This is a genomic window from Streptomyces sp. NPDC002787 (genome assembly GCF_053592095.1).
In genome coordinates this window covers 214,496-225,991 of record NZ_JBSFVC010000018.1, presented here as the reverse complement: position 1 = coordinate 225,991, position 11,496 = coordinate 214,496, and the positions used below count along the sequence as shown (strand labels likewise).

Here is an 11,496-nt window from a genome sequence, read left to right as displayed (position 1 = left end):
CCGGGTTGTGTAGCCGCCTTGGGGCTGGCGGGGGCCGTGGCGGGGTGGTGACGCCCCCCCCGGGCCTGGGCCCCGCGCGCGGCGGCGGATCCGCCGCCGCGCGCAGCCGGTTCAGGAGACTCGCGCGGGCTCCTTGTGCTCCGCCTCCGGGGCCTTCTGGAGGCGGGTGCCCTCGACGTCGAGGTCGGGCAGGACGCGATCGAGCCAGGCGGGGAGCCACCAGGCGTGGCGTCCGGCGAGGGCGAGGACTGCCGGGACGAGGGTCAGGCGGACGGCGAAGGTGTCGATGGCCACGCCGACGGCGAGCGCGAAGGCGATGGGCTTGATCAGGGCGTCGTCGAGGGGGAAGAAGCCGGCGAAGACGGTGAACATGATCAGGGCGGCCGCGGTGACGACCCGGACGCTGTGCCGCGCGCCGTCGGTCACCGAGCGGCGGGCCACCCCGGTGTGGACCCATTCCTCGCGCATCCCGGAGACGAGGAACACCTCGTAGTCCATGGCGAGTCCGAAGAGCACGCCGATCAGGATGATCGGCAGGAAGCTGACGACGGGGCCCGTGTGGGCGAGGCCGAGGACGTCGGCCAGCCAGCCCCACTGGAAGAGGGCGACGACCATGCCGAGCGAGGCGGCGACCGAGAGCAGGAATCCGACGGCGGCCTTGAGGGGGACGACCAGCGAGCGGAACACCATGGTCAGCAGGATGAGGCTCAGGCCGACGACGATCGCCATGAACGGCAGCAGGGAGTCGCTGAGGCGGTTGGAGACGTCGATGTTGACGGCGGTGGTGCCGGTGACGGAGACCTTCGCTCCGGTGGTCTCGCGCAGTTCCGGGGCCGCGGCACGGATGTCGCGGACGAGCCGGTCGGTGCGGACGCTGTCGGGGCCGGTCTCGGGGATGACCTGGATGACGGTCTGCGCGGAGTCGCGCGTGGGGACCGGTGGCAGCACCGCCTTGACACCCTTGAGATCCCGCAGCTCGCGCGCGGCCTCCGCGCCCGCCTGCGCCCCGGGTCGGCCCTTGGTCTCGGTCAGGACCAGCAGCGGGCCGTTGAAGCCGGGGCCGAACTTGTCGCCGACCGTGTCGTAGGCCTCGCGCTCGGTGGAGCCGACCGGGGCCGACGCGTTGTCCGGCAGGGCCAGGCGCAGGTCGGCGGCCGGGAGGGCGAGTGAGAGGAGGAGGCCCGCGACGGCCAGGACGGTGAGCAGGGGCTTGGCGACGACGAACTTCACCCAGCGGGCGCCCAGGGTGGTTTTCCCGGCGGTTCCGTCCGGGTCGGTGGCCTGCCGGGCCGCCTTGCTACCGGGCTTCGGGGCCAGCCGGGTGCCGGCGAAGCCGGCGAGGGCCGGGACCAGGGTGATCGCGGCCAGGACGGCGACGAGGACGGCTCCGGCGGCACCGAGGCCCATCACGGTCAGGAACGGGATGCCGATGACGCTCAGGGCGGCAAGGGCGATGATCACGGTGCTGCCGGCGAAGACGACGGCGCTGCCGGCCGTGCCGTTGGCCAGCGCCACGGACTCCAGCGGCTCGGTGCCGCGGGCGAGCTGCTGGCGGTGGCGGGAGAGGATGAACAGGACATAGTCGATGCCCACGGCCAGCCCCAGCATCAGCGCGAGGGTGACGGCCGTGGAGGAGATGCTGACCGCCGGAGCGAGGGCGAGCAGGCCGGCGAGTCCCACCGCCACACCGAGCAGGGCGGGCAGCAGCGACATGCCCGCGGCGAGCAGGGAGCCGAAGGTGACGACGAGGACGAGCACGGCGACGGCGACACCGATGATCTCGGACGGGCCGATGTGGACGCCGTTGCTGCCGTAGACACTGCCGCCGACGGAGGTCTTCAGCCCGTTCTTCTCGGCCGCGTCGGCGGCCTGTTCTATGGCGTCCAGGGAGGAGGCGCGTACCTCGGCCCGCTGCACCGAGTACTGCACCTGCACGATCGCCGTGCTCCGGTCGGCCGAGACGGCGCCGGTGACGCCCGGGCCCATGACGGCACTGACCTGGGGCGCCTTCGAGGCCGCCGCCTCGGCTCCGGCGATGGCCGCGGTGAAGCGGGCGTCGGTGACGCGGCGGCCCTCGGGTGCGGTGAAGACGATCTGGGCGTCCACCCCGGAGGCTTCGGGCAGCGTCTTGCCGAGCGTGTCCAGCGCGCGCTGTGACTCGGTCCCCGGCACGGTGAAGCGGTCGTCGAGCTTGCCGCCGAAGACGCCGGCGCACGTGATGAGCGCGGCAAGGACCATGAGCCAGATGCCGAGCACCAGCTTGCGATGACGGTAGGCGCTGCGGCCCAGCCGATGGAGCAGGACTGCCATGGCGAACTCCCAGGGTCGGTGGGGGACTTGTGGCGTCTCGACGCGGACGTGGGACGAACGGCGGGACGGGTCGGCCCGCGCCGTCGAGCGGCTACGGGCATGAGGCAACCCGGTGCCGTGAGCGGCATCCCGACTGCTTCGAGCCCTGACTTTATCAGCTGCTCAAGTCGAGCGACCAAATCATCCAACTTGAACGTATGACATTGTCATTCGATCGTGTCGCCTGTATGGTGATGGTCGCCGGAGCGCACCGCGCCCGGAAAGGGCCAGGTCAGGGCCTGCGCCGCTTTCCCTGCGGACCGCGGAGGACTTCCGCGGCGCCGGGGCCACCCCCACGACGAGGAGTGATCATGAGCAGTACGCGGAACACGGACATCGCCACGTCACGCCAGGCCCGCAGGGAGGATGTGGTGGTGATCGGTGCGGGACTGGCCGGACACTTACCAGGCCGCCGTCCCCGGTGAGGCCGTCTACGTGAACGACGGCAAGGTCAAGCGGTTCACCGGGCACACCCCCGCCGGACCCTGTTCGCGGTGCCGGACATGGGTATCGCGCTGGCCCGCATCGGTCAGGCCGCGGCCAAGGTGGATCCGGCGGCACCGTGGTAGACCCCGAACGCCCGTGAACTGGACGGCATGACGTACGAGACGTGGCTGCGCCAGGCCGAGATCACCAGCCACGCCGTCGACATGATCAACCTGTTCCTGAACTCCGCCTGCACACCTCCATGACCAACCTCAACACCCTGCTCCGTTCCGAGGCGTCGAGGGCCGCCCTCTGACAGGCGGCGAATGCTCCCGGGCCGGCGGCCGGTCCGCCCGTCCGACCGGCCGCCGCCCCGGAGCGGCCATCATCGTGCACCGGTTTTTGTCGAGCGACCTGTTCGATAGACTGAGTCGGATAGGATCGCGCCATGGCTCATGTATCCGCGGCGGAGCGCCGCCCGCAACTGATCAAGGCGGCCATCGGCCTCATGGCCAGGGAGGGCGTCGCCGCCGGCAGCACCCGCGCCATCGCTGCCGAACTCGGCGTGGCACAGGCGACCGTGCACTACACCTTCGGCACGAAGGAGGAGCTGTACCGGGCCGTCATGGAACAGCTCACGCACGATCTGATCGGCCAGGTGACACGGGCCGCGCCCACGGACGCGAGCTTCGAGGAAACCATCGTCACGTTCGCCGAAGCGCTCTGGCGTACCGTGCTCGAACAGCCCGCCTCGCACCAACTGCTCACCGAGCTGAGCATGTTCGCCCTGCGTACGCCACACCTGAAGGAGGCTCTTCAGAGCCACCACAGCGAGGTCCTGGCGGTGACCACGATGCTGGTCGACCAGGCCGCCCAACGCACCGGTCACCAGCTCGGCCGGCCCGCTGAGGCGATCGCGAGGTTCTTCCTGGCCGGCTTCGACGGACTGACGATGCAGCACCGCTCCCTGCCGGACGAGGAAGCCGAGCGCGTCTGCCTGCGGGCCTTGGTCTCGGCCGTCCTGGCCATGACCTGAGGTCGCTACCGATCAGCGACGCCGCACCGCGGCTCAACTCCGGCGTCATGGATGGGCCGGACACCCTGCACGTCGGGTGACGCCCACGGGCTACCGCCAGTCCTTCGGGGCGGCCCCGACCGCCGCAACGCCCTCGTCGACCGGCGCCGTTGAGCCCACGGGGCCCGGACGCCTGTCGCGCCCGGCCGGTGCTCCGGCTTGCCGTCGGCGTCCTTGGACCCCATCGACCACTCGACGATCAGCATGGCCGTGTCCCCGTTCACGAGGGTCTGCAGCACCTCCGCGTCCACGGTCGGGCCCAGCTCCAGGGCGGTGGTCACCTGCAGCTCGGCGAGGGTGCGGACCGCGTCCACGAGGCCGACCGGCTGCCGCATCTGCGCCTCGATGGCGTCGCCCAGTCGGATGCCGGTGCCGGTGCCGGTGCCGTGTGCCTCGACCGCGTCCACGTCGGCCGCGTCCAGCCGGGATCCGCATCTTCACCACCGCGAGCGCCACGAACACCCTCCGATTCGAGCCGTCCGTGCACCTCACGCACGACGAGATCGCCCTGGCCACGAGTGCGTGGCGTTGTCAATGAAGGGGGTTTGCGCCGTGACGACTTCGTCGCGGAGTTCGTCGATGCGTTGGCCGGCCTGGGCGCAACCATCGTGGTGCTGGTGGCATGTTCATGCGAGCATAGGGGCGATCTCGATCAGCTGCTGTGGGCTGCGCGGCCGGGGTGTCGGGGAATCGGACCGGGAACGGAGTGCGGTGTGAGCGGGGCGGGGCCGCAGGACGGTTCGTCGGCGTCCGAAGACGAGTGGGACCGGTTCCTGCGGGAGTCGGTGGAGGGTGCGGCCGGAGCCCCGGTGGAACCGTCAGCGCGTGCCCGGTCCGTGGAGCGGCGGTTGCGGGAGAGCCCGGGGCAGCCGGAGGGCTGGCGGACGTACGCGCCGGCCAAGACCCGGCGCAGGAGCGGCTGGTACGTAACCGGGTTCGGGGCGGCCGTGGCCCTGCTGGCGGCGGCGCTGTTCCCGCAGCAGATCGTTGGCTGGTTCGGGGGCGACGGCGGCGGGCAGGACAGAGCACCGCTGGCCGCCGAGGTGGAGAGCCCGCAGGAGGCGCCCGGCACCGAGCCGGATCTGCGGCCCACGCTCGCCGAGCCGTTCCGCGGTTCGCCCGCCGCTCGCTGGGCCGACGGAGCGGCCGGGATCACAGTGCCGGCGGCCCGGACGACCGGCTGGATGGACGCCGCCCAGGTCGAACGGGCGCTGAAGCAGAGCAAGGAGTTCCTGGTGGCCGCGGGGCTGGACTCCCGCGTGCTGCGCGGGGAGCGGCCCTCGAAGGCGATCGCGGTGCTGAACCCGCACCAGAAGGACGTGCAGGAGTATCTCCGTACCGCGCTGTCGGCGAAGGCTCCCACTCCCGAGACGGACCCGCTCCTGCTCTTCAGCCGCTTCCAGCCCGACCAGGCCCGGCTGGTCGGTGACGTCGTCAAGACGCGCGGCCGGCTCTCGTACCGGGAGGGGGAACGGGGGGCGGTCGAGGTGACGGCGGACGTCACCTTCGTCTACCCGCTCACCCCGGCAGAGACAGCGGCCGCGGGCGACGGCGAGGTCGTCCGGACGATCGTGCGGCGTGAGGTGGTGATGAGCTGGGACGACCCGGCCAAGGTCATCACCGAGCCGGGCACGATGTCCCTCGTCTCGTACGCGCTCGAAGTGACCAACGGGGGCTGCTCCGCCTCCACCGGCTACTTCACCCCGCCCTTCGGCACGGCCGAAGAGCAGTCCGCCGACGGGGACCGCCACGTCGATCCGTACGACCGCAGCAAGCCGGTCGACAAGAGCGACGGCGTGGGGATCACGGACGACAGCTGCGCCACGGCCACCCGCTCGTAGGGCGCGTATCAGCGGAAGATTCGGGCTCATCGGTCGTCCACGGGGGTGCGGCTCCTCGATCGGGGAACCGGAGGCCCGGGAGGCGGCGATGCGGTCCCGGGTACAGGAACTCGAGCACGTCGCTGTGCGTGCGGACGCCGGGCACCTCCCGGTACACCGGGAGGTCGACTCCCTCGTGGCGGCCGGGGAAGCGGTGCGGGCCGTGCTGGGCGAGTCTGAGTCCGGGCACGCAAGGGCCCACTGACCCGCGGCTTCGCCCCGGGCGCCGAGTGGTTCGGTGCCGGCGCGGCTGATCGCGGAGTGCCGTTCTCCCTCTGCGGCGACGAGTCTCCCGAGGGCCCTTGAGCAGGGGGCACCTGATGGTTCCCGTCGTGGCGCGGAAGAGCAACCTCTCCCACAGCCGGCCGTTCCGGTTCTCGGGGCCGGTCCGAGAGTAGCGCCTGGAAGGCGGCTCTGACCTCGGTGAATCGAACGCTTCCCGCGCACAAAGATGCGTCAACACGTCGTTGACCGGTTGTCCGTGGCAGGGCCAGGGTGGTGGAGCCGGATCGGATTCCGATCTCCCGTTTCGGGTCACCGAACTGCGCGAAGGAGGCCGTGATGCTCCAGACAGACATCCGTGAAGACACCGAGTTCGGGCGAGCCCACGAGGCGGCTGCCGCCGCCACGACCGTGCCCGCCGCGCCCGCCCCGCCCGAAGCACCGGCGGAGCACGGTGAGCTGTTCTTCCAGCGCTGCCTCTGGTGCGGCACTCCGGCCTACCGCCGCTCGTTCTGCCGGGCCTGCGGATCCGTGGCGTTTCGACGCGAACGCAGCGCGGGTGACGGGGTCGTCGTTCGCCGGCACGGCCAGGTGCCGCAGCACACGTGGTTCGTCGCGATGAACGAGGGCTTCAACCTGGTCTGCCGGGCCACCGAGACGGCGCCGGTCGCGGTCGGATCGAGGGTAAGTGTCGTACGGGCCGTCGCTCCCCTCGGGCGGGGACTTCCCGTCGTCGAACCCACCCGCCCGCCGACTTCGGAGCGCCGATGGTGACGGGAACGGCCTGGACGAGGGACGTGGGCGAAGGACGGACGACAAGAGAGGAGGGTGCGTGAGCACCCAGCAGAACGCGCCGGACGGACGGGTCGGCGTTCTCGGAGAAGGAGGAGGAGCGGGGCGCGGCGCCCTGGAGGGTCTGCGCATCGCCGACTTCTCCCGGGTTCTCGCGGGGCCCTACGCGACCATGCTCCTCGCCGACCTCGGGGCGGACGTGGTGAAGGTCGAACGGCCGGGCATCGGGGACGACACCCGGGCCTGGCACCCGCCGGCGGACCACGACGGCACGTCGACCTATTTTCTCGGCGTCAACCGGAACAAGAGGTCCGTGGTCCTGGACCTGACGACCGACGCCGGCCGTGAACAGGCCCGCGCCCTGATCGCCGAGTCCGACGTGGTCGTGGAGAACTTCCGACCCGGCACGATGGAACGGCTCGGGCTGAGCCCCCGTGAACTACGGGCCCGACAACCGGAGTTGGTCTACTGCTCGATCAGCGGTTTCGGCGGTGGCGAGGGCGCGACGATCCCCGGATACGACCTGCTGGTGCAGGCCGTCGGCGGTCTGATGAGCGTGACCGGGGACGCGGCCGGGGAGCCGGTGAAGGCGGGCGTGGCCCTGGTCGATGTGATCACCGGCCTGCACGCCTCCCTGGGCATCCTCGCGGCCCTCCGGCACCGGGACGCCACCGGGGAGGGGCAGCTGGTGGAGGTGAACCTGCTCAGCTCGCTGCTGTCGGCCCTGGTCAACCAGGCGTCGGCGTTCGCCGTCGCCGGTGTGGTCCCGGGCCGTATGGGCAACGCCCATCCGAGTATCGCCCCGTACGAGACCTTCCCGGCCGCCGATCGTCCGATCGCCGTCGCGGTGGGCAACGACCGGCAGTTCGCGTCGCTCGCCGAACTCGTCGGGGAACCCGGTCTCGCGCTCGACGACCGCTTCCGCACCAATGCCGACCGGGTCGCCCACCGCACCGAACTGCGGGACATCCTGACGCGGCGCCTGGGCGCCGCGGGCGCGGACCACTGGTCGGCCGTCCTGCTGGCCGCGGGGGTGCCCGCCGGGCCGGTCAACACCCTTGACGAGGCATTCGACTTCGCCCGGAAGCTCGGCCTTCCCGGCATCGTCGAGATTCCCCCCGCGTCCGCCGACGGAGCGGAGGGCACACCCTCCCGCCAGGTCGCGAACCCCATCGCGCTGAGCGGCACACCCGCGCGGTACCGCCTGCCACCGCCCCGCCTGGGCCAGCACTCCGCGGAGATCCTGCACGGCCCTTCCGGCCACGGCCACGGCCACGGCCACGCACCCGCATCCGCACCGGCACCAGCACCCGAACCTGCACCCGCACACGCGCCCGCACCGGATCAAGCGGTCGGCTGACCCTTCTTCCCGGCGCGGACACCACCACCGAACCGATCACCACCCACCTCAGGAGCTCACGATGAGCGGCGCCAAGCCGATGAAGGACCCCCTCGACCTGCTCGATCTCCCCTCCACCCTCACCGACGAGGAACGCGAGATCCAGGCCACCGTCGCCAAGTTCCTCGCCGACCGGGTGCGCCCGCACATCGGCGAGTGGTTCGAGAACGCACACTTCGCCCGTGAACTCGCCCCGGAACTCGGCAAGTTGGGTGTGCTCGGCATGCACCTGGAGGGTTACGGCTGCGCGGGCACGAACGCCGTCAGCTACGGCCTCGCCTGCCTGGAGTTGGAGGCCGCGGACTCCGGCTTCCGCAGCTTCGTCTCCGTGCAGGGCTCGCTGTCGATGTTCTCCATCTGGAAGTGGGGCTCGGAGGAGCAGAAGCAGGAGTGGCTTCCCCGCCTCGCCGCCGGTGAGGCGATCGGCTGCTTCGGCCTGACCGAACCCGACTTCGGCAGCAACCCCTCCGGGATGCGCACCAGGGCGGTCCGCGACGGCGCCGACTGGATCCTCAACGGTTCCAAGATGTGGATCACCAACGGCGGCATCGCCGACGTGGCCACCGTCTGGGCGCAGACCGAGGACGGCGTCCGCGGTTTCCTCGTGCCGCGCGGGACGCCCGGCTTCACCACGCAGGACATCAAGCAGAAGATGTCGCTGCGCGCGTCCATCACCTCCGAGCTGTACTTCGACAACGTGCGGCTTCCCGACGCCGCCCGACTGCCGCACGCCCAGGGCCTGCGCGGGCCGTTGTCCTGCCTGAACGAGGCCCGCTTCGGCATCCTGTTCGGCGCGGTCGGCGCGGCCCGCGACTGCATCCAGGCGGCCATCGAGTACGCCGACTCCCGCGTGCAGTTCGACAAGCCGATCAGCGCCTTCCAGCTCACCCAGAAGAAGCTGGCCGACATGAGTGTGTCCGTCGGCAACGCCGCGCTGCTCGCCGTCCACCTGGGCCGGCTCAAGGACCAGCACCGTATCCGGCCCGAACAGATCAGCGTCGGCAAGCTCAACAACGTCCGCGAGGCGATCGCCATCGCGCGGGAGTGCCGCACGATCCTCGGTGCCAACGGCATCTCCCTGGAGTACTCGCCGTTGCGCCACGCCAACAACCTGGAGTCCGTCCTCACCTACGAAGGCACCAGCGAGATGCACACCCTCGTCGTGGGTCAGGCGCTCACTGGCCACCCGGCGTTCCGCTGACCACTGACGGCCGAAGGAAGACGACCGTGAATATCGTCGTACTGGTCAAGCAGGTCCCGGACAGCGGTGCCGAACGCACCCTGTCCACGGACGACCACACCCTCGACCGCGAGGACGCCGACCTCGTCCTGGACGAGATCAACGAGCGTGCCGCGGAAGAGGCGCTGCGGCTGAAGGAGTCGGTGGACGCCGAGGTCACCGTCACCGTCGTGTCCATGGGGCCCGACTCCGCACTCGAGGCCATCCGCAAAGTCCTCGCGGTGGGCGCCGACCGCGCAATCCACGTCCGCGACGACAGGCTCCACGGCGCCGACGTGGTGACCACCGGGAAGGTGCTGGCAGCCGCCGTACGGACGGCGGGGGACATCGACCTCGTACTGGCGGGCGACGCCACCACCGACGGACAGGCGAGCGCCGTCCCCGCCGTCGTCGCGGACCTGCTCGGCCTGCCGCAGCTGACGCACGCGCGGGAGCTGACCGTGGACGCGGGACGGGTCCGCGCGGAGCGCCAGACCGAGAACGGCGAGGCGACGCTCGAAGCACCGCTGCCCGCGCTGGTCAGCGTCACCGAGAAGATCAACGACCCGCGCTACCCCTCGTTCAAAGGGATCATGGCCGCGAAGAAGAAGCCGGTGAAGACCGTCGACCTCGACGATCTGTTCCCCGACGCCGGCGACGCCGGGTTCCTCGTGTCCCGCACCCGTGTGGTGGAGGCCGTCCCGCGTCCGCCGCGGGCGGCCGGCATCCGTGACACGGACGACGGCTCGGCCGGACGGCGGCTTGTCGAGCACCTGATCGCGCGGAAGCTCGTCTGAACCGCCCCGGCCCGTCGCACGACCGAGCAGCACGACCGAGCAGCACGGCCGACAAGCACGGCCGAGCGGCACGACCGAGAAGCAGGCACCCATGCCCGATGTCCTCGTCCTCGTCGACCACGACGGGGAAGGTGTCCACAAGTCCACGTACGAACTCCTGGCTGCCGCACGGCGACTGGGTGACCCGGCCGCCGTCGTCGTGGGAACCCCCGGCACCGCGGCGCGCCTGAAGGAGTCCCTCGCCCGCCACGGAGCCACCGGCGTCCACGCGGCCGAATCCCCCGACGCGGGCGAGTTTCTCGTCACGCCCGCCGTCGACGCCCTGGAATTCGCGGTCCGGGAATCCGCTCCCGCCGCGGTTCTGGCCTCCGCGACGACGGACGGCAGGGAGGTGGCCGCGCGTCTCGCCGCGCGGCTGGACGCCGGGCTGCTGATCGACGCCGTCGACCTGGACTCCTCCGGCGTGGTCACCCAGATCGTCTTCGGAGGGTCGTACACCGTGCGCTCCCGGGTCACCCACGGCATACCGGTGATCACGGTGCGCCCGGGAGCCTTCGAGCCGGAGGACCATCCTGGGGAGGCCGTGGAGCGGACACTCACGCCGCCTGCGACGGACCCCTCGGCATCCGCCCGTATCACCGCCCGGCGCGCGGCGCCCGCGGGTGACCGGCCCGGGCTCACCGAGGCGGCCGTCGTCGTCTCCGGAGGCCGCGGGGTCGGAGCGGCGGACGGTTTCAAGGTGGTGGAGGAGCTGGCCGACGCCCTGGGAGGCGCGGTGGGTGCCTCGCGTGCCGCCGTCGACGCCGGTTACTACCCCCACCAGTTCCAGGTGGGGCAGACCGGCAAGTCCGTCTCCCCGCAGCTGTACATCGCCCTGGGGATCTCCGGAGCCATTCAGCACCTTGCCGGGATGCAGACCTCCAAGACGATCGTCGCGGTCAACAAGGACCCGGAGGCGCCGATCCTCGACCTCGCCGACTACGGCGTGGTGGGTGATCTGTTCGCGGTGGCTCCCGAGCTCACGCGGGAAGTGGCCGCCCGCCGCGCGGTCGGCTGACGCGGCCGAGGGTCTGCTGCGAGGCAGCGGTGTTCGGCTGGGCGGTGGTCGCCCCGGCGACCCGTTCGGTGACCCGGCCCCGGACCATGTGGTTCGGGGCCGGAGTTGTAGGCGGTCGGGGCGGCGGCCGTGGGAGCGGCGGCACTGGTGTGCGCTGGACCCATGCGAAGGGCACCGGTGTGCTGGAGGGCCGCCGCAGCTGGCTGTGGCACGCGGTCGTCGTCCACGAGAGACGAAGCGGGCGCGACAGCTCTCGTAGGACTTCGCCCGGGAGTTGCCG

Annotated in this window: 9 protein-coding genes; 7 read left to right on the top strand and 2 right to left on the bottom strand. The window is 71.4% G+C overall.

Going from position 1 to position 11,496, the window contains the following annotated elements; all coding sequences use genetic code 11:
• Window positions 1–111: 111 nt before the first annotated feature.
• Window positions 112–2,310: an MMPL family transporter gene (locus tag ACWD26_RS25825; protein ID WP_451273925.1), complete on the bottom strand. Its 2,199-nt coding sequence runs from the start codon at window positions 2,308–2,310 to the stop codon at window positions 112–114.
• A gap of 913 nt (window positions 2,311–3,223) precedes the next feature.
• On the opposite strand from ACWD26_RS25825, the gene ACWD26_RS25820 reads away from it, so the two are divergent.
• On the top strand, window positions 3,224–3,811 hold the full coding sequence (locus tag ACWD26_RS25820) for a TetR/AcrR family transcriptional regulator (RefSeq protein WP_451273923.1): 588 nt from the start codon (window positions 3,224–3,226) through the stop codon (window positions 3,809–3,811).
• Window positions 3,812–3,816: 5 nt separating this feature from the next.
• Here the strand turns inward: ACWD26_RS25820 and ACWD26_RS25815 are convergent, their stop codons facing one another.
• Window positions 3,817–4,257 carry a hypothetical protein gene (locus tag ACWD26_RS25815; protein WP_451273921.1) on the bottom strand — a complete coding sequence of 147 codons (441 nt, stop codon included), beginning with the start codon at window positions 4,255–4,257 and terminating at the stop codon, window positions 3,817–3,819.
• Window positions 4,258–4,563: 306 nt separating this feature from the next.
• On the opposite strand from ACWD26_RS25815, the gene ACWD26_RS25810 reads away from it, so the two are divergent.
• The 6 genes from ACWD26_RS25810 (at window position 4,564) to ACWD26_RS25785 (ending at window position 11,216) form a co-directional block, all read left to right on the top strand.
• Window positions 4,564–5,691 (top strand): hypothetical protein, encoded by a 1,128-nt coding sequence (locus tag ACWD26_RS25810; RefSeq protein ID WP_451273919.1) that lies wholly within the window; start codon window positions 4,564–4,566, stop codon window positions 5,689–5,691.
• Window positions 5,692–6,291: 600 nt separating this feature from the next.
• Window positions 6,292–6,726 carry a zinc ribbon domain-containing protein gene (locus ACWD26_RS25805; RefSeq protein WP_451273917.1) on the top strand — a complete coding sequence of 145 codons (435 nt, stop codon included), beginning with the start codon at window positions 6,292–6,294 and terminating at the stop codon, window positions 6,724–6,726.
• A gap of 133 nt (window positions 6,727–6,859) precedes the next feature.
• A complete protein-coding gene (locus tag ACWD26_RS25800; RefSeq protein WP_451273943.1) occupies window positions 6,860–8,104 on the top strand; it encodes a CaiB/BaiF CoA transferase family protein in 1,245 nt (414 codons plus the stop codon).
• Between the two features lie 61 nt (window positions 8,105–8,165).
• Window positions 8,166–9,344 carry an acyl-CoA dehydrogenase family protein gene (locus tag ACWD26_RS25795; RefSeq protein ID WP_451273915.1) on the top strand — a complete coding sequence of 393 codons (1,179 nt, stop codon included), beginning with the start codon at window positions 8,166–8,168 and terminating at the stop codon, window positions 9,342–9,344.
• Window positions 9,345–9,370: 26 nt separating this feature from the next.
• A complete protein-coding gene (locus ACWD26_RS25790; RefSeq protein ID WP_451273913.1) occupies window positions 9,371–10,159 on the top strand; it encodes an electron transfer flavoprotein subunit beta/FixA family protein in 789 nt (262 codons plus the stop codon).
• A gap of 91 nt (window positions 10,160–10,250) precedes the next feature.
• Complete coding sequence (locus ACWD26_RS25785) at window positions 10,251–11,216, top strand: electron transfer flavoprotein subunit alpha/FixB family protein (RefSeq protein WP_451273911.1); 966 nt, start codon at window positions 10,251–10,253, stop codon at window positions 11,214–11,216.
• Window positions 11,217–11,496: the final 280 nt, after the last annotated feature.

What these genes read in the sequence shown, in the direction of transcription:
- ACWD26_RS25820 (WP_451273923.1), top strand. Translation starts at nt 3,224, where the DNA reads ATGGCTCATGTATCCGCGGCGGAGCGCCGCCCGCAACTGATCAAGGCG.
- ACWD26_RS25825 (WP_451273925.1), bottom strand. Translation starts at nt 2,310, where the DNA reads ATGGCAGTCCTGCTCCATCGGCTGGGCCGCAGCGCCTACCGTCATCGC.
- ACWD26_RS25785 (WP_451273911.1), top strand. Translation starts at nt 10,251, where the DNA reads ATGCCCGATGTCCTCGTCCTCGTCGACCACGACGGGGAAGGTGTCCAC.
- ACWD26_RS25795 (WP_451273915.1), top strand. Translation starts at nt 8,166, where the DNA reads ATGAGCGGCGCCAAGCCGATGAAGGACCCCCTCGACCTGCTCGATCTC.
- ACWD26_RS25805 (WP_451273917.1), top strand. Translation starts at nt 6,292, where the DNA reads ATGCTCCAGACAGACATCCGTGAAGACACCGAGTTCGGGCGAGCCCAC.